The organism is Exilispira thermophila (genome assembly GCF_055389015.1).
Window position 1 is genome coordinate 334,673 of sequence record NZ_AP042476.1, and the last position, 22,295, is coordinate 356,967.

A 22,295-nucleotide genomic window follows, 5' to 3' on the forward strand; every position below is an offset into this window, starting at 1 on the left:
ACTCAAATTTGCTTGAGGTGAACTACACATATCCGCAAAAGGTTATATGACATTTCCTGCAAAAAATTTATCTAGTTGAGATAATGGGTTTTAATGGGCATATTATTATATTTGTTTAAAGGTGGTAACATATGAAAATAGACAAAGTAAAAAATTTACTTAAAGATGTGCCTTTGCTTAGTGATTACAAAAAAGTATTTAAGTTGAATAAAGGCTGGTCAAAAGATGAAAAATATTATATCGAGAATGAAGCTGGAGAAAAATTTTTACTGAGGATTAGTGATATAGAATATTACGATGTTAAGAAAAAAGAATTTATGATAATGAAACAAATTTTTGATTTAGATATAAATATGTCAGCACCAATTGATTTTGGAAAATGTAATAATGATAAATATGTATATTTACTTTTGTCCTGGATTGAAGGAACGGCAGCAGATGAGATAATTACAACATTTTCTGAAGAAGAACAATATAATCTAGGAATTAAAGCAGGATTAATACTTAAAAAGTTACATTCTATTTCTGCTCCTGATGAACAAGAAGATTGGGAACAAAGAATGTTAAAAAAATTTGATTATCATTTAGAAAAATATAAAGCTTGTGGTATTAAAGTAGCAAATGATAATCAAGCAATAAAGTATATTAACGAAAACTTGCATTTGCTAAAAAATCGTCCACAGACTTTTCATCATGGCGACTTTCATATTGGAAATTTTATAGTAACTTCAGATAATACACCAGGTATTATTGATTTTAATAGATGGGATTTTGGAGATCCATATGAGGATTTTTACAAAATGATGCTATTTAGCAGGGAGTTAAGCATACCATTTGCAATTGGACAAATTCAAGGGTATTTTAAGGATAAAATTCCTGATGATTTTTTTGAGATACTTGCATTATATATTGCAGATGTGATACTGTTTTCAGTTGTTTGGGCTATTCCTTTTGGAGAAGAAGAAGTTAAAGGAATGTTGGAACGAGCAGAAATGATATTTTCTGATTATGAATATTTTAATTCAGTCGTACCTAAATGGTTTACCATGTAGAGATAAAAAATATTTCGCGGTGTTTACCCTGCATGGCAGGAAATATCATATAGCAAGGAATATACGCGACGATTAAAAAGAGAAGCAAAATGGAACGAAAAGTGGTTGAATATAAAGGCTGCAAAATCTTGAGATATTTCTATAACTGTTATAGCATACCCATTACTTTTAATATTATCTTCTTTTCTATATGTTGCATCAGGGTCATGGGGACTTTGCATAAAGAAGAAAGCTTTAATTATATCTTTTTCAGTAGAACCATAAATTATTAAAACAAAAAATACTAATTTAAATTACTATTAATAAAATTTAATATTTTCTTTCTATACCAGCTTTTATTTGGTTCTAATATATCAGTTACTACCATATGTTTTGCTCCTTTAACTATCCATAAATTAACATTATCACCTGCAGCCTTTTTTAAATCATCGGCATGTTGAACTGGTATTTGCTCGTCTTTATCACCATGTATTAATAATATTGGTATTTTAGTAATTTTTGTAATTTTATTTATAGGAGAATTTTTTATAGAATTAGTTTTGTATTTCAATGATAGTATAAGTCTAATACATGGTTTAAACATTTTTAATATTAATTCTGGTGTATTTTCTTTTTTCATATAATATAAAAAAACACTCTCAACAGATTTAAAAGAACTTACACTTATAATCATATCAATATCTTTGCGTTCAACAGCTGTATTAATAGCAGTAGCTCCTCCCATTGATATACCATATATTATTATTTTTTTGTCTTTATATTCTGGTTTTTCCTTTATCCAATTTAATAAAGCACTTACATCTTTAACTTCAGTATATCCAAGTCCAATTCTTTTCCCTTCACTATATCCGTGAGCTCTCATATCAAGGCAAAAAGCTTCATAATTAGATTCTTTGAAAAAGTTGCCAAAGTCTAATAAGGTTGAAGCATCCATTCCATGCATCCCATGTAGCACAATCACTATACCCTTAGGTTCAGGTACTTTAAATCTCCATGCACTAATCTTTATCCCATCAGATGTTTTTGTTTCTATTCTATCAAGCTTGTCATAATATTTCTGTATTAAATCACTGTTCTTCTCGATTCTTATGTTTGTAATCTGATTTATAAAAGAATTAATTCGCCAGATTATTAATCCAGATATTATAATGCTAATAACAACTATAATTCCAGTAAAAACAATTATCATAATACTGATTTTATTTATTATCATAAATATATTTAATACCTTCCTCTGCTTAAATGATTAGTATTTTGAGCAAACTATGTTTGCTGTATAAAAAGTAAATTTTTAATGATTTTTTGCAAGTTTAATATATATTTAAAAAATAAAGAAATAAAAATTAAATAGAATAGAATATAAATATAAAAATTCAAAAAAATATACTAATATATATTGAAAAAATTAATAATAATTGTAGCATTATTATATGAAAAGAGATGCAGAATTCTGGAAAAAACTTGATGGTAAAAAAGTTCAATGTTTATTATGCCCAAATTTATGTATTTTAGATGATAATGAGTTTGGTTCATGTAAAGTAAGAGTTAATAAAAATGGGAAATTGGAAATTCCTTTTTATGGGGCTATTTCTGCTTTAGCTATTGATCCTGTTGAAAAAAAACCTTTATACCATTTTTATCCAGGAAAAGGGATACTTTCTTTAGGAACAGTTGGATGTTCTTTCCATTGTCTTTTTTGTCAAAATTATTCAATTTCTCAATATACAGATGTTCATACAGAATATCTTTCTAAAGAAGAGATCTATAATTATATGAAATCAAAAAATTTGAAAATGATTGCATATACATATTCTGAACCATTAGTCTGGTATGAATATGTTTATGATGTTTCAAAATATTTGAAAAAAATGGATCCTGCAATAAAAACAGTTTTAGTTACAAATGGTTATATTAATTTAAAACCTGTTTCCCAATTAATTGAATTTATTGATGCAGCAAATGTTGATTTAAAAGCTTTTTATAATGATTTTTATGATAAATTATGCAAGGGAAAAATAGAACCTGTTAAAAATTTTATTAAATATGTTTATAATAAAATTCACCTTGAAGTAACTACTTTAGTTATACCTGGATTTAATGATAAAGAAGAAGAAATAGAAAAAATTGCACTATTTTTAAAAACTCTTTCAGATAAAATTCCATACCATATTTCAAAATATTTTCCTGCATATAAACTATCAGTAGCACCAACTAAAGATTCTACTATAAAAAAATTAGTTGCAATTGCAAAAAAACATTTAAAATATGTTTATTCAGGTAATATTTATACTAATGGTCAGAATACCTTATGCCCATATTGTGGAAATGTTTTAATAAAAAGATATGGATATTCTATAGAAATTACAGGGATTAAAAATAAAAAATGTACAAAATGTGGTAAAGATGTTGATATAATTTTGTAGGGTTTATTTATTAAAAAATTCAAAAAACTATAAAAAAAACTTGACAGAAGTAAACTTAAAGGTTAACTTTTAAATGATAGAAACCGAAAAATTATATGAAGGAAAAGTTTATAAAATTTATGCATTAAATGAAAACAAAAAATGTTATATTAAAGATTTTATTGAAAATCTTAACAAATCAACAAAAAAAAAGGTATTTGCTTTATTAGAAAGAGCAGCAAATAAAGGTATTCCAAAGAATCATGAAAAATTTAAAAAAATAGAAGATAAATTATATGAATTTAAATCATATCAGGTTAGATTATTTTGTACTTTTGAAAATAATAAAGTAATTTTATTAATTAGTGGATTTGTTAAAAAAAGCAATAAAATTCCAAAAAGAGAAAAAGAAAGAGCTAAAAGGTTGTTGAAAAAATATTATGAGGACAGGAAAGATGAAAACTAATGAATGGTTTATTAAAAATTTAGAAGAATTTAAATTTGATACAGAGTTTTTAACTGAAGAGTTGATTATTGAATTTAATGAACAAATTGTAAAACAAATGAAAAAAATGAATCTAAAAAGAGTTGAACTTGCAAAAAAACTTGGTGTTTCAAAAGCATTTATTACAAAATTATTGAATGGTAATTCCAACTTAACAATAAAAACAATGGTTGCATTAGCTAAAGCTTTAGATTGTAAACTTGATATTGATTTATGTCCTTTAGATTATAATTCTATAAAATATTATATACCAAAAATAAATGATATTAATAATTCTGATTTTAAAACTACTATTAAAACTATAGAAGATGAGGATGTTTATGCAGGCATTGCTTAATATTGAAGATTATTTTCTTGAAGAAATTTTAATAAAAACTAATCCAGATTTTAATATAGAAAAAAATATAGAAGGTGAGTTATTTATTGATTTTGATATTTTTAAAAATGATAAAAATCCATTATTATTTAAAATAGTTATGAATATTGAGAGTAATAAAAAATTAGATAATTATCCTTATTATATTATAATAAAACTAAATGGTATTTTTAGTTACCCAAAAGAAGTAGACGAAGAATATGTTCAAAAAACAATTTCATATAATGCTCCTTCAATTTTATATGGTATTGCAAGAGGAATAATATCCCAAATTACTGGTAATTACAATTATGGAAAATTTATTTTACCTTCCATAAATATTATTGAAATTTTAAAAGAAAAAAAGAAAAAGTTTAAATTTAACAATAATATAAAAAAATAAATATAATTATCTTTTAATTTATATTTCAAATTATTTTAATATTAAGAATATTTATGTGAAAATAACAATTTTTAAATAAAAAAATTTTATTACTTTATTTTTTTTAATTTTATTGGTTCAATTTCAAAATGTGTGGATAAAATAAATTTTTAGTTTTTTTTAACAAAATATATACATTAAAAAAAAATTAAAAATACTATTAAACCGATTGAATATGTTTTTATTAAGTGAATATAAAAATTTAAAAATATTTGTAAAAAAGATATACCCAATATCTAATAATAAAGTAACAAGGTTTAAATAATATAATAAAAAAATTAATGAAAACAATAATAAAAGCATAATTAAAAAAAGATAAAGTTTTAAAGATAATGATTAGGTTATGTTAAAAATATAACAAATTACAAGTGGCTTAGAATAATTACCCATACATTATGAAAGAGAACCATTTTATTAATATTTAATTTTTTATTTTATGACTTTTTCAATTTTATTAATATTTAATTTTTTTTAATGTTTTAATTTGTCTTTTCATTTTTTGTAGAGGTAATGGATAATTGTTTTACAGGTTTTTTAAATAAAATTATACCAATAGCCATTAAAATAAAAATTGTCCCATATATTTTTAAAGAATTAGGTTTTTCATTTAAAAAAATATATGCCAATGTTGCAGATATTACAGGTTTTAAAAGATATGAAAATGAACTTAATGATGCTTCAAGAATATTCAAAGCTTTAAAAAAGGTAATATATGCTATACCTGTAATAAAAAAACTAATGTAAATTAATAAGAAAATATTATTAAAATTAATGGTAAAATTAAAAACTGGAACTTTAAAAATATTTAGAACTATAAAAAATATAATAGATGAACCTAAAAATGATATTGTTTGAAAGACAAGTGTATCTATTTTAAATAAAATCTTTTTAACTAAAACTGTATACAAAGCAAAACTAAAAGATGCTATAATTCCAAAAACAATCCCTTTAATGCTATCTCCAGGATTATTTGCTAAAAGAATTAATATAATTCCAGTAGTTCCAGATAATAAAGCAAATATTTTTTTTAATGTTATTTTTTCTTTCAAAATGATAGGTGCAAGGAAAATAACAAAAATTGGATTAGCACTCACTAAAATAGCAGAAGTAGAAGAACTTGAGTATTTTACTGAAACCTGTAACAAGGACATTGCAATAATAGAATTAATTGCTCCGATTGAACTAATTATTAATATAGTTTTGAAAGGTAATTTTAATAAATATAACTTTTTTTTAATAGCAAGTATTAATAAAAGAAAAATTCCACCAAAAAAGAATCTTAAAAAAGTTAGTTGAAAAGGATTAAATGTAGAAGAAAATGGTTTAGTAACAACTTCTATTGTACTGAAAAAGAAGATTGTTATAAAAAAATAAAGCCATCCTTTTTGATATTCAGTGATAGTAAACTCCTGAAGATCTCTTTTAAATAAAATATACTTTTAAAATATACTTTTTTGTTTTAAAATTTTTTTAAAGGAATAATCTATTATTGTTCAATTAAAAGAAATAAAACATAAATAAAAAAAAACATAAATAAAAAAAACATAAAGAAAAAGCATAAAGAAAAAACGAAAAAAGATAAACTAAAAACATTAAAAAGGATTAAAAAATTTGGATAAAAATGAATAAGAAAAAATGATATATATTATAAAAAAATGTGAAAGGAAGAGTTGTTTGTTTTAAAGTAATATAAAGGTAAATTCAAATAAAAAACTATTAAAATAATTAATAAAATAGAGATTTTAATCTTTTAAAAAAATTTAAAATTGATAATTTAATATATTATAATAATCTTTTTTTATAAGTTTGAAAATCCTGTTTATAAAATATATAGCTTTAATTAAATAGAAATTAAAAAATAAAATGGAAAAAATATGGAAAAATATAAAAATATATATATTTACAAATATTTAAAAAATAAATTAGAAGATAATGATTTTAATAGAACTTTAATTAAAAAAGAGGATTTTATTGCAACAGAAGAACCATTAAAAATTTATATTAATGGTAATTTACATTCAATTACAATGAGAACCCCAGATAAAGAAGAGGATTTTAATTTTGTTTATGGATATCTTTTTACAGAAGGGATAATTGATTCAAAAGATGATATTGAAAAAATTGAATTCTGTTTGAATGAGGATAATAGAATAAATGTCTTTCTTTCCAAACAAAAACTAAGAAATATAAATTTTTCAAATAACATAAATAATACAAAAGACTCCAGATATAAAATAAATCAATCCAGTTGTGGAATATGTGGTAAAATTGATATAAATTCGAATATTAATATATTAAAAAAAGTTAGTAATAATATAAAAATAGAAATTGAGCGGCTATATTACTTAAAAGAAAAATTTGAAAAGAATCAAAAAGTTTTTAAAATAACTGGAAGTATGCATTCTGCATCAATTTTTGATAAAAATTTAAAGTTGCTTTCTTTTTCAGAAGATATTGGAAGACATAATGCTCTGGATAAAGCAATTGGAAAAATAATCAGAGATAAGGAGAATAGCGTAAATATTAAAAGTGGTTTGATATTGTTTTTGTCTTCAAGGGTTAGTTTTGAAATGGTAACAAAGGCAATAAGAGCAAATATTGAGTTGATTGTTGCAATATCCTCAATAACAACTTTTGCATATGATTTAGCAAAAAGATTTAATGTTACTTTAATCGGATTTTTTAGAGACAAAGGTTTTAATATTTATACAGGTAAGAATAGAATTAAGTTTTGATAAAGGTTTATATTTTCCCTTCTCGAATCCTTTCAGCAATTAAAATTAAATTTCTTAAATCTTCTTTTGTATCAGCTTTTAACCAGTTTTTAATAAAATCCTTATTTTGAAAAATTTGAGCAATTGCCATTAAAGATTGTAAATGAAAATTTCTTTCATCTTTTGTACCAGCTAATGCAAAAACAATTTTAACTCTATTATTTGCTTTTGGAAAAAAGATCCCTTTTTTCGATCTTATTAATATTATATCAAATTTATTATTGCCTGGAACTATTATATGTGGAATAGCAAGTCCTTCATGAATTGCAGTTGTTGAATCATTTTCTCTTTCATATAGTAAATTTAAAATATCATCCTCTTGAAGGTTAAATTTTTTTGCGAATGTATTTGCAATTAATTTAAAAAGTTCATCTAATGAAATTTCATTTTCAATATCAATAATTGGAGCTTGTTTTATAATTTTATCAAATCTATCCTCAATTATGTTATCCCTTTGTCTTAAAATATTTCTTAATTCACTTGTTAAGTTATCAGACTTTATCTCTTTTGATGTTATTCTTTCAACTATATGGATTAAAGCAGACTCTTTTGTGTTTCTGGATTTAGAATATAAAATATACCATAGAAAAGAGCCAATAAAAAATATTCCAGTAATAATTAATGGTATTTTACCCATTTCAATTATCAGTGCAATATAAAAAATTGTTCCTAAAACGTATAAGTAAGGATATAAAGGAGCTTTGTAAGAAGGTTTATATGAAACAATTTTGCTTTCGCGCATTAAAATTACAGAGATATTTACAAATGCAAAAAGGATCAACATCATTGTTGAAGCAACTTTTACCAGTGATTCAGTATCTAAAAAAACTATAATAAGTATCATAAAAAGAGATGTGAAAATTATAGAAATATAAGGGGTTCTAAATTTTGAAGAAATTTTTGAAAAAAAATCAGGTAAAAGGTTATCTTTTGCCATGGCCATAGGTGTTCTTGAAGCAGAAAGAAGCCCGGCATTTGCAGTTGTTAAAAAAGCAAGCAAACCAGCTACCATTAAAAGTATATAACCAATTTGTCCTGAAAATCTTAATGCTCCTTCTGAAATTGGAGTGAGAGTAGAAGAAAAGTCTGTTTTATTTAATATCCCTACAGTTACAAAAACAACAAGAACATAAATTATTGAAACAATAAAGAAAGCTAAAAACATCCCTTTTGGTAGAGTTTTTCCAGGGTTTTTAACTTCTTCAGCAATTGATGCAATTTTTGTAAGGCCACCATAAGATATGAAAATCATTCCTGTAATAGTATAAATACTTCTATACCCACCTATCTTGAATGGAGTATAATTATTTATATCTATATGGTTAAATCCCAGAAATATATATGCAGATAAGATAAAAAGTAAAAATGTAACAAGTATAAATTGAAATTTACCACTTTCTTTTACACTTAAAATATTTAGTATTGTAAAAAAAATTGTAAAGGAAAGGGCAATTATTTTTATAGTATCCTGAGTATATATTCCTACAAGAGGTTCCAGAAAAATACCTATTCCTACTAATGCAAAAGCGCTTTTCAAGCTTATTGAAAACCAGTTAGCTAATCCTGCAAAAGTTCCAAATAAAGATCCAAAACTTCTATGTATAAAAAAATAGGTGCCTCCAGCTTTAGGCATAGCTGTAGCAAGTTCTGTTTGAGCAAACATTGCTGGAACTACAAGCAAACTTGCAAAAATATATCCCAGTATAATTGATGGACCTGCTTTTAAATATATTATTGATGGAAGTACAAATAAACCTGAAGATATCATTGCGCCACTTGCTATACTAAAAACTACAAGTAACCCTAAATCTTTTTTAAATTCTTTGTTTTTTTTATTTGTACTTTTGGTTTTCATTTATTTATTCCTTGTTTTTATTATTTTTTAACTCAACAGTAGTATGGGGATAAGGAATTACAATACCTTCCTTTTCAAACCTTTTATAAATATTTTTTATAAATAAATGCTTTACTTCAAAAGAAGTATCTTTAGTTTTAGCTGTAATTCTTACAAATAGGTTAATACTTGAATCTCCAAATTCTTTAAATCTAACTATTGGCTTGTTATTTGTAACTATATCAGAATAATCTTTTATAATTTTATTAGCTTCTTCAATGCATATTTTTTCAACCTTATCAAGATCAGAGTCATAACTTATTCCTATGTCAATATAAACATTTACAAATGCTTCAAAGTATGTATTGTTTTTTATTATTGTTGAGGATAGTTTGTTATTAGGAATAATTATATAATTGTTACTATAATCTTTTATAATTGTATTTCTCCAGTTAATATCCTGAACAAAACCATTTTCACCACTGGAAAGTTCAACATAATCATTTACCTGAATGTTTTTAGAAAGCATAATCTGAATACCAGCAAAAAGATTTGATAAGGTATCCTGTAATGCAAGAGCTATAGCAAGACCACCAACTCCCAATGCTGTAAGGATAGGAGTAATTGAAATTCCAAGATTTTGTAAAAGTAAAAGACCTCCAAAAATCAAAATTGTTATTTTAACAATATTTGAAACAATTGAAGTAGAGGGTAAGACTTCAGCAAGTTTACTTTTTTGATTTTTAATTAAAAAAGTAGAAAAATTAGCAGTAAAGATAGTTATAAAAATAATAGTTATAGAGGATAATAAAGAATTAACAAATTTAACTGTAATTGGATTTAGTGTTAAAATTAATGTAGAAATATATATCCCAAAAATAAAAAAGAGAAAAACAAAAAGGTCTTTTATGGATTTTTCAAATCTTTTTAAAGGTTGTTTAGCTTTTTTAAAAATTCTATTTAATATAAGTTTTCTTAAAAAAATACCCAGAAACAAAAAAAATAATGCTACAATTAAAGGAGGCAAATAATTATATAATGACTTTATTAATAATGAAATATTTTCATTCATACATTCTTAATTTAAATTAAATTAATAAAAAATCAATTGGTTTCAATTTCAAAATAAGTGGATAGAAAAAGTAAAAAAATACAATTAAAAAGCTTTGCAAACATTTTATTTCAATAACATTCTAATATTTTTCAGATTTTAAATAGATTTTTGAAATATACTTAATGATATATTTTATTTAATGATGTATTTAGCTTATTAATTATAAATTGACGAAAATTAAAAAGAGATTAAATTTAATAAAACATTTTATAAAGTTAAAGAAGCAGAAAAAAATAAAAAGGAATAAGAATGAAATTCTTTCCAAAATTTGAAAAATCCAGATCATTATTAGGAATAAAAATAAAAGATTTAGAAGAATTTTTTAAAATATTTCATACAAATAATTTAAAACAATTTAGATTAAAAAGTGGTGAATTTTCTATTACTTTAGAAAAATTTGATAAAGACAAAATTGAAAATTCAAGATATGTTTATAAAGAATTTAAAAATGAAGCTAATGAAACTAAAGAAACTAATAAAAATTTAGACGAAGATAAAACAAATAAAATTTTAGCCCCTATTACAGGTACCTTTTATACTTCTCCTGCTCCAGGCCAACCACCCTTTGTTGAAGTTGGTGATGAAATTGATGAAAATACTATAGTATGTATTATTGAATCTATGAAAGTGATGAATGAGATTAAATCAAATAAAAAAGGAAAGATTAAAAAAAGACTTATTGAAAATGGACAAAAAGTTAAAAAGGGAGATCCTATTTTTGAAATTGAATAAAAATGTAAAAATAGTTTAGGTAGAAAATAAGTTAAATAAAAAATTAAGTTAAATAAAAATTAATATTAATAATTAAATTAAATTAAATTAAATTAAATATAATTACTATAAGTTGAACTATTATTTGAAATAAATTAAATTAAAAATATTACAAATTGCAGGTGATTTATAATAACTATCCATACATTATGAAAGAGAACTTAAATTAAAATTAAAAGTTAAAGTCAAGATTTTTTTTAATTAATAGATAATATAATAAGGTGAAAAAAAATATTTTTCTTTTCTTATTTGTAATTTTACTAATTACCACTTTTATTTCTCAAAATGTTATAATTGATAATTTTGATTTTGTTGTTCAAAGTGAATATGGTACAGTTAACTGGACTAAACATTATTTTGAATCTTCAGGATCTGCAACTTTAAATAAAAATATGAAAAATATTGCATCAAATGAATTAATAACTTTAAAAAAAGCTGAAAATGAAGGATACAAAAACCTTTTTAATCTTATTGTTTATCAATATCTTGATTCTAAAAGTAAAGTTATAGATATGCTAAAATCTAATCCTGATTTAACTCTAAACATTAATAATTATATCCATTTTTCTAGAAAATCTGATATTATATATAAAAGTGATACAAAAGAGATTAAATATTTTCTTCCATTTACTATTGATGATGAAAATGTATATTCATATATTAATCTTGAAAGAAACTATTTTATTAAGATCAATTATAATTCAAAATTTCCTCATACTACAAGATTTACAGGTTTAGTAATAGATGCAAGAGGATTTAATTTAAATCCATGTCTGAAAATGAAAATATTGGATGAGGATAGAAAATTATTTTTCTATTTTGATAATGTGAAATGGCAATATATTCTTAAATATGGATATATAACTTATGTTACTGATCCTTTAGCTTTAAACAAGTTAGAATATGTTATTGGTAAAAAACCTTATAAAATAGCTGCTCTTTCTTCTTTTGGTATAAATAATACTGATCTTATTATATCAAATAATGATATTGATATTTTTTTAGGAAATCCTGATAATGTAAATGTTTTATATGAGGGTAGAATTGTTGTAATTGTTGACAAAAAATAATTTTTATTTAATCTTAATTCACCAAGAAAATTGGTGTATACCTGTATAGTATAATAATAATCATTTGTCTTTATTTTTTATTATTCTGAAGCTAAATTTATATTATGAAAGGGATTTTTTTTTTAATTTTTTAATTTTGATCTTTTATTAAAAGCAAATTTAATATAATAAATAATTATATGAAAATATACTAAGGATATTATAAAAATAATATTGAATATATTATAATGTTAGAAACTTTTTTGGTTCTTTCTTATGTTAATTGTTTTATTTTTGTTTAAATAAAAACATTTTTTAAGTATTTATTTAATAATAACTTTACAGAGTAAAAAAATGGGTAAAAATATTAATTCTTTATTAATGGAAGGAAAATTTAATGAAGCTTATGCTTTAATTGAAGATTCTATATCAAAAGAAAAAAAAGTTGATGATTTACTTTTGCAACATAGAATAATTAAGTATTGGATTAATCATCTTGAAGTTTTAAATAAAATTAAAAATGATTATGAAAAGGGTTTAGCTTATTTAAATGAATGGAGCGAGTTTTTAGTATATGTAGAAAAACATAAAATGCATAATGTTGATGAAATAAATGCTATCCATTATTTTGTTCATAATAAAGCAGTTATCCATTTGTTAAATGCTAAACAAGAAAAAAATACTAATGATATAAGTTTACTTTTAAGTATTGCATATTGTTTTAAAGAGATTGCAAAATATGATGAAGCGATTGAAACATTAAAATATGCTTATAAACTTGATCATAATTCACAAATAATGTTTTTAATGGCAGATTGCTATTATTTAAAGGGTGATATTGAAATAGCAAAACTTTTTTTTAAAGAAGTTTTTTTCTTTGAAAATAGTTTAACATTACTGGATTTTGATGTAATTTCATGTGATAAAATATTTGAAATTATTGAAATTGCTAAAAAAAATGGATTTGAAGAATATGAAGCAATTGAATGGGTCCCTATTTATGGAATTCTTAATAATTTTTTTGATATAAGAAGAGAATTAACTGAACAAGAAATTAATAAAATAAAACAGGAAATTATTGAGCTTGAAAAAATTTATTATGTTGATGTAACTTCAAAATCAAATCTTGAACCAGTTTTGATTAAAAAGTACATAATTTTAGTTGAATATTTTACAATTCAAATTCAGGATAAAAACAAAAGAGAACAGTATTTAAATAAAATTAAAAATATTAATCCTGTTTTATATGAAGAATTAATAAAAAAAATATAAGTTAAAAAAATATTGTGAAATTATAATTAAAGGAGTAAATATGCCAGATATTGTTGCAACAATTACAGATTATTTAAAAGAGGAAAAATGGACAAGAACAACCATATCTGAATTTTCAATTAGTACTTTTGCAAATTATGATAAAATTATTGAAGATATATTTAATAAGGGTGTTCAAACAGAAGTTGTAAATTTTTTGGAAAATTATATAAAACAATCCAGAAATTCAATTATTGCTCTTTATTTTCTTAGTGTAATATTTGCCAGAGATGGTTCTTATGATTCAACTTATGCTGAAAGATTAATTAACATATTTAAAGAAAACCATAAACAGGGAATTATAAAATACTTATGTGAAAAGTATCTTCAATATGGAAATTTTAAAAATATATTAAGTGATTATATTGATATTCTAGAAAAAGAAGGAGTTGAAGAGGAAAAATTAGTTGATTATTGGAAAAAATTGGCAAAACTTGATTATTCAGATATTAAAACAACTAAAAAATTAGCTGAATATTTTGAAAGTCTTGATAATAAAGAAGAAGCAATTTTTTACTATAAAAAATTAATAGAATATTCAATCTTAAAAAAGAATTTTACCAATATTGAAAGCTATTTTAAGAAGTTACTTGAATTAAATGATGAAGATGAAGAATACTTTTTTAGTATTTTAGAAAAAATCAATACCCCTTACAAAGCTATGAGGTTTAAATTAGGTGAAATCCTAATTGATTACTATAAAACAAAAGAAAATTATAAAGTTGTTGTTGAAGGGATAAAACTTATTTATAAATTAATTCCGAATAAATATAAAGACACAAAAGCTATACAATTAAGAGAAGAATTAATTGAAGCATATAGAAAAATCTATAGCAACAATTCACAATTTGAGGTTTGTTTAAAAAGATCTCAATTAAATATGAAATGGAAAGATCTTTATTCAGCTATCGCTATTTTTGAAAAATATATCCCTTTTGATAAAGGAACATGGATTTACCATACAAAAGCAGGTATTGGGTTTATAAAAGATATTGATAATGATTTTTTAGTTATAGATTTTGAAAGTAAAAAAGATCATAGAATGAAAATTGATATGGCTTTAACTTCCCTTAAAATATTGCCTGATGATCATGTTCTTGTTTTAAATAAAACTAAAAAAGAAAAGTTAAATGAAATAATTGAAAAAGAACCAGGAAAATTTGTTAAAATGGTATTAAAAGCTTTAGGTGGAAAAGCAACTTCTACAGATATGAAAAAATTTATTACAGCTAATAAAATTTGTGACCCTAAAAAATGGTCTTCAATATGGGAAAAAGCCAAACATCAGTTAAAAACAGATCCTCTTTTTGCTAAATCTTTGAATAAAAATAATCTTTATATTTTAAGGGATAAACCGGTTTCTTTTGAAGATTCATTACTTGAAGAATTTAAAGCTTATGATAATATTATTGATAAAGCAAAAGTTTGTAGAAGATTTTTAGAAGAAGGAAGTGATTATCAACATGACAATTTTCAAATAATGTTAAAATATTTTCAAAATCTTATTGTTGCAGATTTAGAAGTATCTCCTAATTTTATTCTTTCCTATATTTTTATGCAGGATTTGAAAAAAGTATATCCTGAATTAAATATAACATTACCGTTTAAACCCGATCAATTATTTAGAAATATTGCTGAATATGGGAAATTTTATTTTCCTATTAATGATTCTTTTTTTGAAAAAAAATATTTTACCTATTTAAGAATGTATATAGATGATTGGAAAGAGATAATGGCAAATTATCTTGTTAAATATCCAACAAAATATGTTTTAAATGTTCTTATAAATGAAGGTTGCATTGATTTAATAAATGCAAAGATTAAAGAGGTTGAAAAAGCATATAGGGAAAAACCTCAAACATTCTTGTGGTTTTGTAAAAATTTAATTTTTGCAGATTATGAAATTAATCTTGAGGTTGAAGATGGAGAAATAATTCTTTTGTTAATAAACTTACTTGATTATTCTAATAGAGCTATTATTCAAAAAATTGAATTAGCAAATAATAGAAAGATTTTTAATTCTATTATTGAAATTTTATTTAAAGATAAGGTTTTAGAAAATTTTATTAATTCAACCACTGATAAAGATAAAGTTAAGAAAATGGCTTCAATGTTCTTTAGAATTAAAGATATGAAAGAAGAATATATAAGAGAATTTAAAGTAATTCTTTATAATAAATTTCCAGAGATTCTATCTGTCCATGGAGAAAAAGAGGTTGAAGATAAAAATACTTTTTACTCTACAGCTCAATCAATAGAAGAGAAGAAAGCTTATTTACAACGTCTTATATCTGTTGAAATTCCAACTACAAATAAAGAGATGGCTTTAGCAAAAGAAAAAGGGGATTTAAGAGAAAATGCTGAATATATTTCAGCAAGGGAAAAGTTACAACATTTGAATGAAGAAGCTGCTTTATTGCAGGGAGAAATAAATAATGCTATTGCAATTAATCCTAAATTAGTTAAAACTGATAAGGTTAATATTGGTACTAAAGTCAAAATTCATATTGAAGAAGATAACAAAGATATTGAATATACAATCCTTGGTAAATGGGATGTGGATTTAACCAAAAATATTATTTCTTATGAAACTACTATTGGACAAATATTATTAGGTAAAAAGGTTGGAGATTCTTTTAAAAATCCATCAGATAAAAAAACATATATGATTAAAAGCATAGCAAAAGCGTTATAAAAAAAGAAATTTTTTTTATTTAATTATCTAAAGTGAAAAGATTAAAAAGATATAATTAATATGAAATTATAAAGATATAATTAATATGAAAAAGAAATTACCAATTTTAGATATAATAATCCCTTTAATACTAATTGGAATTTTGGTCTGGATTTATTTTCATTTTAATCTGGCATCTTACTTGAATTTAGATTATTTTTTAACTCAAAAAAACTATTTTGATAATTATGGTATTAAAGGGATTTTAATTATTCTTTTGATTTATGCATCAGTTGGGTTTATTTATATTCCAATAGCATTTTTATCTTTGTTTTCCGGGTATTTATATGGAACTTTATTAGGTGGAATTGTAGCCTATATTGGTTCCATTCTAAATATAATGGTAGCATTTTTATGGGCAAGATTTCTTTTAAAGAAATTTTTTATTAAAATAAAAAATAAAGTGAAAGTTTTACAAAAAACATCGGCAGCTTTAGAGAAAAATTCAAAAAGTTTTATTTTTTATTCAAGATTGTTTTTTATTACCCCATACAATGGTTTGAACATTGTTTGTGGGATTTCAGATATTAATATAAAAGACTATTTTTTATATTCAGCTGCAGGATCAACAGTTCAAGCTTTTTTCTACAGCTACATGGGAAATGCGGTTGAAGATATTATAAGTGGAAAAGATATAACAAAACAATTAGTAATTACATTATTAATATTAGCTGGTTTTGTTGCTTTTGTTAAAATTGGAAAAAAGTTTTTTAAATAATGATTTTCTGGTTTTTGATACCTTTTCTTTAAAAGATTCACTTTTTTGTTCTAAAAATCCAATTTTTCTTAACTTTTTATATCTTTGTTCAATTAGTTCTGAAGTGTTTAGGGTTAAAAGTTGCATAAGTGTATTGTGTAATTGTTTTTCAAGATGTTTAAATCCATAGTTATGGTCAATATGTAACCCTTTACCTTCTGGTATTATATAATCAATAATTTCTAATTTTAATAAATCACTTGCTGTTAATTTTAAAGATTCTGCAGCAACTTTAGCTTTTGAAGAATCTTTAAATAAAATTGAAGCGCAACCTTCTGGTGAAATAACTGAAAAGATTGAATTTTCCATCATTATTATTACATTTGATACTGATAATCCTAAAGCTCCACCTGAGCCACCTTCCCCTGTTATAACTGTTATAGTTGGAACTTTAAGAGCAGAAAATTCATATAAATTTCTTGCAATAGCTTCAGAAATACCATGCTCTTCTGCATCAATACCACAATAAGCCCCTGGTGTATCAACAAAAAATAGTATGGGTCTTTTAAATTTTTCAGCCTGTTTTGCAAGCCTATATGCTTTTCTATACCCTTCCGGATGAGGCATTCCAAAATTGTAAGTTATATTGGATTTTAAATCTTTTCCCTTTCTTGTACCTATTACAGTAACAGGAATACCTTTGAAATATCCAATTCCACCAATTATAGCTTTATCATCACTATACAATCGATCACCATGAAATTCAATAAAGTCTCTTATAAGAAAATTAATAAAATCCTGAGGTTTAGGTCTTTCAATTTTTCTTGATAAATTTACTTTTTCCCAGGCAGATATTTGCTGCTCATTATTAGTTAAGAATTTATTATCTAAAGAGGTTTGATTGTTATTTAATTTTTTTTCAATCTGTTCTATTTCAGGAATTAAATCTGGTTTTTCTTTTTTTAAAATTTTTTTTATTTCATTTATTTTTTTAGTTACCTTTTTTTTGTCCATTAATTTTCCTTTATTCTCTTTATTAAAGATTATGTTCTAAAAACTTTTTTTTAAATCAATTATGTATAATTGTGAATTTTTAAAATTTTATATAGAGTTGTTTTCATTTCATGTCTATTAATAATTTTATCAATATACCCTTTTTCAAGTAAAAATTCAGCTCTTTGAAATCCTTCAGGTAACTTTTGCTTTATCGTTTGTTCAATTACTCTTGGTCCTGCAAATCCAATTAAAGCTTTTGGTTCTGCTAATATTATATCACCAAGCATTGCAAATGATGCAGAAACACCACCAGTTGTAGGATCAAGTAATACAGTGATATAAAGATTACCCTGATTGGAAAATCTTTTAATTGCAGCTGATGTTTTTGCCATTTGCATCAATGATATTACACCTTCTTGCATTCGTGCTCCACCAGATCTTGTAAAAAGGATAACTGGTAGTTTTTTTTCAATTCCTCTTTCAAATAAAAGAGTTACTCTTTCTCCAACAACTGAACCCATTGATCCCATCATAAATTCAGTATTCATAATTCCAATTAAAGTAGAAATCCCATTAATTTTGCATTTACCTGTAGTGATTCCTTCATCAATATTTTTTTGATACAATGTTTCAACTTTTTCTCTATATTTTGGAAAATTTAGGGGGTCAATTGTTTTAAGATTATCAAAAAGTGGAACAAAACTATTTTTATCACAAATGATTTCAATCCATCTTTTGTTTGGAATTCTGTGATGATATCCACATTCAGGACAAACCCCTAAATTTGCATCCAGTTTTCTTCTATATATAATTTGTTTACATCCAGGACATTGTACAAAAAGATTGTCAGGAAGGTTAGTTTTTTTCTTTTTGTTTTTAGGGGTGAATAATTTTTTTATTAAATCTGGTAATAAATTATCCATAAACTTCCTTATTTATTTTATTGTTTTTTATAAAATAAACATTAAAATAAAAGATTAAAAATAAATTATTATATTATTTTTTGATATTATATTTTTTTATTATTTTTTTATTATTTTTTTATAAAAAATAAATTTTTTATAAGTAATATTTTAATTTTATATTTTAATTTTATATTTTAATTTTAAAAATATTTTTATTGATTAATAAATTAATTATTTATTATACTATTTTAATAATGTTTTTTCAATAAAATTTATTGAGTAATTACCTTTCAAAAATTGTTCTTGAAATAGTATTTTAAGTAAAAACTCTTTATTTGTTTTAATACCATTAATTTGAAGTTCCTTTAATGCTCTAATCATTTTAGCAATTGTTTCCTCTCTGGAATTATCAAAAGCAATAATTTTAGCAATCATTGAATCATAGTAAGGGGATATTGTATAACCTGCATAAATATGGGAATCAATTCTAATCCCAGGTCCACCTGGAAAAATTAAATTATTAACTTTACCTGCAAAAGGCATAAAATTTTTTGATGGATCTTCTGCATTTAACCTACATTCCATTGCATTACTATAAAATTTAATATCCTGTTGTTTGTATCTTAATTTTTCACCTGCAGCAACCCTTATTTGTTCTTTTATCAAATCTATATGTGTAGCAACTTCTGTAACAGGATGTTCTACCTGAATTCTTGTATTCATTTCCATAAAAAATAGATTTCCATCTTCATATAAAAATTCAACAGTCCCAGCATTATGATAACCTATATTTACAAGAGCTTTTGTTATTTTTCTCCCTATTTCATCTCTTTTTTTTGTAGTTAAAACAGTTGATGGGGTTTCTTCAATTATTTTTTGCTTTCTTCTTTGTGTTGAACAGTCTCTTTCTCCAAGATGAATGCAGTTTTTATGCTCATCAGCTAATATTTGAAATTCAATGTGTTTTGGGTTTTTGAAAAATTTTTCTATATACATATTTGGATCTTTGAAAGCTATATGAGCTTCATGTGATGCTTCTTGAAAAACCTGAATAAAGTCTTCTTTTTTTTCAATTACCCTTATTCCTCTTCCTCCACCACCTGCAACTGCTTTAATAATTACAGGGAATCCAATTTCTAAAGCAGCTTTTAATGCTTTATGAGCATCAGTGAAGGTTTCTTCTGGACCAGGTATAACAGGCACATCATTTTGTTTCATTATTTTTTTAGCTAAAGCTTTTTGTCCTAATTTTGAAATTGAATCAGAATTTGGGCCAATAAATTTTATACCAGAATCTTCACAAATTCTTGCAAATTCAGGATTTTCAGATAAAAAACCAAATCCTGGATGAATTGCATCCACATTTTTTAATAAAGCTGCTGATAAAATATTATTAATATTCAGATAACTTTTGATTGATTGAGCTGGTCCAATACATACAGAATGATCTGACAATTTAACATGTAATGATTCTTTATCAACTTCAGAATATACTGCAACGGTTTCTATTCCTAATTCGTGACATGCTCTGATTATTCTAACTGCAATTTCACCTCTATTTGCAATTAAAATTCTATTAAACATATTTACCTCATTTTTTTTATTGTTTTACAAAAATTTTTTTTAAATCTATTTTTAAATTTATAATCTTACAATTAAAAATTTAATTATTTTTTTCATTGTAATTATCACTTTATTGTTATTAATTATTTGAAATGTTATTTTGTTTTTTTTATTAAATAATTTTTATTTTAAATAGAGGGGTTCCAAATTCAACAGGTTGTTCATTTTTTACCAGTTTTTCAATAATTTTTCCTTCAACTTCTGATTCTATTTTATTCATAACTTTCATTGCTTCAATAATACATAAAACCTGTCCTTTAGAAATATTATCTCCAACTTTAACAAATGGTGGTTTACCTGGAGCTGGAGCTTCATAAAAAGTTCCAACTATAGGTGAAGTAATAACTTCAATCCCCTCTTTATCTTCTTCTTTTTCAGTTATTCCTTCTACAATTTGTTCATTTGGTTTTCTTTCTGTTTTAGTTTGAGTTTGATCATTATTTTCATTTTTAGCAAAATTTTCAATAATTTCTGAAGATGCTTTATTAGATAAGGTTTTTGTTAGTTCAGTTAAATAATTAGTATCTATCTTCTTACTTTTAGAAAGTTTTATTTCCAGTTCTTTATTTTTTAATTCAAGCTCTTCAATATTTAATTCAGAAAAAGCTTTTAGTATTTCTAAAATATCTTTATTTTCCATTAATTCCTCCAAAATTTATATCTAATTGTTTTAAATATTATTGACTGATTGATAAAATAAAATTGGAAAAAGTCAAGTAATTTAAATTTAAATTTCATCACAGTTTCATTTGTTATTCATAATTACTTCATAATTAGGAATAATATTACTAATGAGGGGAAGAAAAATCCTCTTAAATAAAAATTAAATTTTTGGGAGCAAAAAAATGAAAAGAAGAACAAATTTAGTAATTAGTATTTTATTGGTAGTTAGTTTATTGATTGGTGTAAGTTTAAGTGTATTGGCTGATAGTGGTTATGGAAAAGCTTCCGGTAAAGATATGGGGATTGAAGCAAAAATATCTACTTCTGACTGGAAAGTTTTTTATCCAGCTTTAAAAAACTATATTGATCAAATCAAAAGTTTGCTTGATAAACAGGTAGAAATTGGAATTATTTCAAAATATCAAGCTCAAGGGATGAAAGATGAACTTGATACAAATTTTAAAAACATATCAAAAACAAGAACAATTAAAGTAATGCCAGGTTATGGTGGTATGGGAAATATGTATGGTAAAAATGGTAACCCTATGAATGGAAATACTATGATGGGGAATAGACAAAACAAAGGAAACAGACCTGGATACAGAAATTCACAAAACATGGGTGGAAATAAAGGATATGGTTATAACTATAATTCTTTTAAATTAACAGATTCACAATGGAACAGTATTTTACCTGCATTAAAGAATGTAGAAAATGCTAAAAATGAATTGTACAAAGCTATGCTTCAAATTGGATTAATTACTCAAACACAATATGACAATATAATAAAAATCTCTAAAGATAACTTTAACAGTTTAATAGACTCAAAAGTAGTTAGACCATTTTTTGGAATGATGCCAATTATCCACATGGCAGACTAAATTAAATTTATAATACTAAGAAAAAATGCAATCAATTATAGTAACTACAGATAAAATTTTAAAGGAGGGGCTGTCCTGATACTTAAGGGACAACCTCTTTTTTATTTTCTAAGTAATATTTTCCAATAATAAGTTATACTTTTCATTAAAAGGAAAGATTTTTTATAAATTTTGATATTTTCCATTA

21 protein-coding genes are annotated in these 22,295 nt (G+C 23.6%); 12 read left to right on the forward strand and 9 right to left on the reverse strand.

What is annotated here, in order from left to right; genetic code table 11:
* Positions 1 to 131 precede the first annotated feature (131 nt).
* Positions 132 to 1,052 (forward strand): aminoglycoside phosphotransferase family protein, encoded by a 921-nt coding sequence (locus ACZ5EC_RS01365; protein WP_464303172.1) that lies wholly within the window; start codon positions 132 to 134, stop codon positions 1,050 to 1,052.
* Between the two features lie 23 nt (positions 1,053 to 1,075).
* Here the strand turns inward: ACZ5EC_RS01365 and ACZ5EC_RS01370 are convergent, their stop codons facing one another.
* On the reverse strand, positions 1,076 to 1,273 hold the full coding sequence (locus ACZ5EC_RS01370) for a hypothetical protein (RefSeq protein ID WP_464303173.1): 198 nt from the start codon (positions 1,271 to 1,273) through the stop codon (positions 1,076 to 1,078).
* A 62-nt stretch (positions 1,274 to 1,335) separates the two neighbouring features.
* Complete coding sequence (locus tag ACZ5EC_RS01375; protein WP_464303174.1) at positions 1,336 to 2,265, reverse strand: alpha/beta hydrolase; 930 nt, start codon at positions 2,263 to 2,265, stop codon at positions 1,336 to 1,338.
* Between the two features lie 217 nt (positions 2,266 to 2,482).
* Between ACZ5EC_RS01375 and amrS the strand changes: the two genes are divergently transcribed.
* From amrS to ACZ5EC_RS01395, 4 genes are all read left to right on the forward strand, one after another.
* Positions 2,483 to 3,475, forward strand: a complete 993-nt coding sequence (gene amrS, locus ACZ5EC_RS01380) for an AmmeMemoRadiSam system radical SAM enzyme (protein WP_464303175.1) — start codon at positions 2,483 to 2,485, stop codon at positions 3,473 to 3,475.
* A 73-nt stretch (positions 3,476 to 3,548) separates the two neighbouring features.
* A complete protein-coding gene (locus ACZ5EC_RS01385; protein WP_464303176.1) occupies positions 3,549 to 3,920 on the forward strand; it encodes a type II toxin-antitoxin system RelE/ParE family toxin in 372 nt (123 codons plus the stop codon).
* Entirely contained in the window at positions 3,910 to 4,296 is a 387-nt protein-coding gene (locus ACZ5EC_RS01390; protein ID WP_464303177.1) for a helix-turn-helix domain-containing protein, read from the forward strand. Before ACZ5EC_RS01385 ends, ACZ5EC_RS01390 begins: the two co-directional genes overlap by 11 nt.
* Positions 4,280 to 4,717: a protein-export chaperone SecB gene (locus ACZ5EC_RS01395; RefSeq protein ID WP_464303178.1), complete on the forward strand. Its 438-nt coding sequence runs from the start codon at positions 4,280 to 4,282 to the stop codon at positions 4,715 to 4,717. Before ACZ5EC_RS01390 ends, ACZ5EC_RS01395 begins: the two co-directional genes overlap by 17 nt.
* A 518-nt stretch (positions 4,718 to 5,235) precedes the next feature.
* Here the strand turns inward: ACZ5EC_RS01395 and ACZ5EC_RS01400 are convergent.
* Positions 5,236 to 6,189, reverse strand: a complete 954-nt coding sequence (locus ACZ5EC_RS01400) for a DMT family transporter (protein WP_464304147.1) — start codon at positions 6,187 to 6,189, stop codon at positions 5,236 to 5,238.
* A gap of 441 nt (positions 6,190 to 6,630) precedes the next feature.
* Here ACZ5EC_RS01400 and fdhD point away from each other — a divergent pair, with 441 nt between their 5' ends.
* A complete protein-coding gene (gene fdhD, locus ACZ5EC_RS01405; protein WP_464303179.1) occupies positions 6,631 to 7,491 on the forward strand; it encodes a formate dehydrogenase accessory sulfurtransferase FdhD in 861 nt (286 codons plus the stop codon).
* A gap of 7 nt (positions 7,492 to 7,498) precedes the next feature.
* Here fdhD and ACZ5EC_RS01410 read toward each other — a convergent pair whose 3' ends face one another.
* Positions 7,499 to 9,385, reverse strand: a complete 1,887-nt coding sequence (locus tag ACZ5EC_RS01410) for an amino acid permease (protein WP_464303180.1) — start codon at positions 9,383 to 9,385, stop codon at positions 7,499 to 7,501.
* A 4-nt stretch (positions 9,386 to 9,389) separates the two neighbouring features.
* Complete coding sequence (locus ACZ5EC_RS01415) at positions 9,390 to 10,436, reverse strand: mechanosensitive ion channel family protein (RefSeq protein ID WP_464303181.1); 1,047 nt, start codon at positions 10,434 to 10,436, stop codon at positions 9,390 to 9,392.
* Positions 10,437 to 10,727: 291 nt separating this feature from the next.
* On the opposite strand from ACZ5EC_RS01415, the gene ACZ5EC_RS01420 reads away from it, so the two are divergent.
* The 5 genes from ACZ5EC_RS01420 to ACZ5EC_RS01440 all read left to right on the forward strand — a co-directional run bounded on the left by ACZ5EC_RS01420 (position 10,728) and on the right by ACZ5EC_RS01440 (position 17,061).
* The gene (locus ACZ5EC_RS01420) at positions 10,728 to 11,210 is read left to right on the forward strand and encodes a biotin/lipoyl-containing protein (protein WP_464303182.1); all 483 of its coding nucleotides are present in this window, start codon (positions 10,728 to 10,730) and stop codon (positions 11,208 to 11,210) included.
* Positions 11,211 to 11,470: 260 nt separating this feature from the next.
* Positions 11,471 to 12,319 carry a hypothetical protein gene (locus ACZ5EC_RS01425; RefSeq protein ID WP_464303183.1) on the forward strand — a complete coding sequence of 283 codons (849 nt, stop codon included), beginning with the start codon at positions 11,471 to 11,473 and terminating at the stop codon, positions 12,317 to 12,319.
* 333 nt (positions 12,320 to 12,652) lie between these two features.
* On the forward strand, positions 12,653 to 13,570 hold the full coding sequence (locus tag ACZ5EC_RS01430; RefSeq protein WP_464303184.1) for a hypothetical protein: 918 nt from the start codon (positions 12,653 to 12,655) through the stop codon (positions 13,568 to 13,570).
* Positions 13,571 to 13,610: 40 nt separating this feature from the next.
* Positions 13,611 to 16,304, forward strand: a complete 2,694-nt coding sequence (locus ACZ5EC_RS01435; protein WP_464303185.1) for a GreA/GreB family elongation factor — start codon at positions 13,611 to 13,613, stop codon at positions 16,302 to 16,304.
* Positions 16,305 to 16,389: 85 nt separating this feature from the next.
* Positions 16,390 to 17,061 (forward strand): TVP38/TMEM64 family protein, encoded by a 672-nt coding sequence (locus ACZ5EC_RS01440; RefSeq protein ID WP_464303186.1) that lies wholly within the window; start codon positions 16,390 to 16,392, stop codon positions 17,059 to 17,061.
* Here the strand turns inward: ACZ5EC_RS01440 and ACZ5EC_RS01445 are convergent.
* The 4 genes from ACZ5EC_RS01445 to accB all read right to left on the reverse strand — a co-directional run bounded on the left by ACZ5EC_RS01445 (position 17,011) and on the right by accB (position 21,204).
* Entirely contained in the window at positions 17,011 to 18,054 is a 1,044-nt protein-coding gene (locus tag ACZ5EC_RS01445) for an acetyl-CoA carboxylase carboxyltransferase subunit alpha (protein ID WP_464303187.1), read from the reverse strand. The two genes, ACZ5EC_RS01440 and ACZ5EC_RS01445, sit on opposite strands and share 51 nt — an antisense overlap.
* 59 nt (positions 18,055 to 18,113) lie before the next feature.
* Positions 18,114 to 18,959: an acetyl-CoA carboxylase, carboxyltransferase subunit beta gene (accD, locus tag ACZ5EC_RS01450; protein WP_464303188.1), complete on the reverse strand. Its 846-nt coding sequence runs from the start codon at positions 18,957 to 18,959 to the stop codon at positions 18,114 to 18,116.
* A 225-nt stretch (positions 18,960 to 19,184) separates the two neighbouring features.
* On the reverse strand, positions 19,185 to 20,525 hold the full coding sequence (accC, locus tag ACZ5EC_RS01455; RefSeq protein ID WP_464303189.1) for an acetyl-CoA carboxylase biotin carboxylase subunit: 1,341 nt from the start codon (positions 20,523 to 20,525) through the stop codon (positions 19,185 to 19,187).
* 151 nt (positions 20,526 to 20,676) lie between these two features.
* Positions 20,677 to 21,204 (reverse strand): acetyl-CoA carboxylase biotin carboxyl carrier protein, encoded by a 528-nt coding sequence (gene accB, locus ACZ5EC_RS01460; protein WP_464303190.1) that lies wholly within the window; start codon positions 21,202 to 21,204, stop codon positions 20,677 to 20,679.
* A 205-nt stretch (positions 21,205 to 21,409) separates the two neighbouring features.
* Here accB and ACZ5EC_RS01465 point away from each other — a divergent pair, with 205 nt between their 5' ends.
* Positions 21,410 to 22,108, forward strand: coding sequence for a hypothetical protein (locus ACZ5EC_RS01465; RefSeq protein ID WP_464303191.1), 699 nt, complete (start codon positions 21,410 to 21,412; stop codon positions 22,106 to 22,108).
* Positions 22,109 to 22,295: the final 187 nt, after the last annotated feature.

Excerpts from the sequence above, each read along its gene's own strand:
- ACZ5EC_RS01365 (WP_464303172.1), top strand. The coding sequence starts at position 132 with ATGAAAATAGACAAAGTAAAAAATTTACTTAAAGATGTGCCTTTGCTT.
- ACZ5EC_RS01370 (WP_464303173.1), bottom strand. The coding sequence starts at position 1,273 with ATGCAAAGTCCCCATGACCCTGATGCAACATATAGAAAAGAAGATAAT.
- ACZ5EC_RS01375 (WP_464303174.1), bottom strand. The coding sequence starts at position 2,265 with ATGATAATAAATAAAATCAGTATTATGATAATTGTTTTTACTGGAATT.
- amrS (WP_464303175.1), top strand. The coding sequence starts at position 2,483 with ATGAAAAGAGATGCAGAATTCTGGAAAAAACTTGATGGTAAAAAAGTT.
- ACZ5EC_RS01385 (WP_464303176.1), top strand. The coding sequence starts at position 3,549 with ATGATAGAAACCGAAAAATTATATGAAGGAAAAGTTTATAAAATTTAT.
- ACZ5EC_RS01390 (WP_464303177.1), top strand. The coding sequence starts at position 3,910 with ATGAAAACTAATGAATGGTTTATTAAAAATTTAGAAGAATTTAAATTT.
- ACZ5EC_RS01395 (WP_464303178.1), top strand. The coding sequence starts at position 4,280 with ATGCAGGCATTGCTTAATATTGAAGATTATTTTCTTGAAGAAATTTTA.
- fdhD (WP_464303179.1), top strand. The coding sequence starts at position 6,631 with ATGGAAAAATATAAAAATATATATATTTACAAATATTTAAAAAATAAA.
- ACZ5EC_RS01410 (WP_464303180.1), bottom strand. The coding sequence starts at position 9,385 with ATGAAAACCAAAAGTACAAATAAAAAAAACAAAGAATTTAAAAAAGAT.
- ACZ5EC_RS01415 (WP_464303181.1), bottom strand. The coding sequence starts at position 10,436 with ATGAATGAAAATATTTCATTATTAATAAAGTCATTATATAATTATTTG.
- ACZ5EC_RS01420 (WP_464303182.1), top strand. The coding sequence starts at position 10,728 with ATGAAATTCTTTCCAAAATTTGAAAAATCCAGATCATTATTAGGAATA.
- ACZ5EC_RS01430 (WP_464303184.1), top strand. The coding sequence starts at position 12,653 with ATGGGTAAAAATATTAATTCTTTATTAATGGAAGGAAAATTTAATGAA.
- ACZ5EC_RS01435 (WP_464303185.1), top strand. The coding sequence starts at position 13,611 with ATGCCAGATATTGTTGCAACAATTACAGATTATTTAAAAGAGGAAAAA.
- ACZ5EC_RS01440 (WP_464303186.1), top strand. The coding sequence starts at position 16,390 with ATGAAAAAGAAATTACCAATTTTAGATATAATAATCCCTTTAATACTA.
- ACZ5EC_RS01445 (WP_464303187.1), bottom strand. The coding sequence starts at position 18,054 with ATGGACAAAAAAAAGGTAACTAAAAAAATAAATGAAATAAAAAAAATT.
- accD (WP_464303188.1), bottom strand. The coding sequence starts at position 18,959 with ATGGATAATTTATTACCAGATTTAATAAAAAAATTATTCACCCCTAAA.
- accC (WP_464303189.1), bottom strand. The coding sequence starts at position 20,525 with ATGTTTAATAGAATTTTAATTGCAAATAGAGGTGAAATTGCAGTTAGA.
- accB (WP_464303190.1), bottom strand. The coding sequence starts at position 21,204 with ATGGAAAATAAAGATATTTTAGAAATACTAAAAGCTTTTTCTGAATTA.
- ACZ5EC_RS01465 (WP_464303191.1), top strand. The coding sequence starts at position 21,410 with ATGAAAAGAAGAACAAATTTAGTAATTAGTATTTTATTGGTAGTTAGT.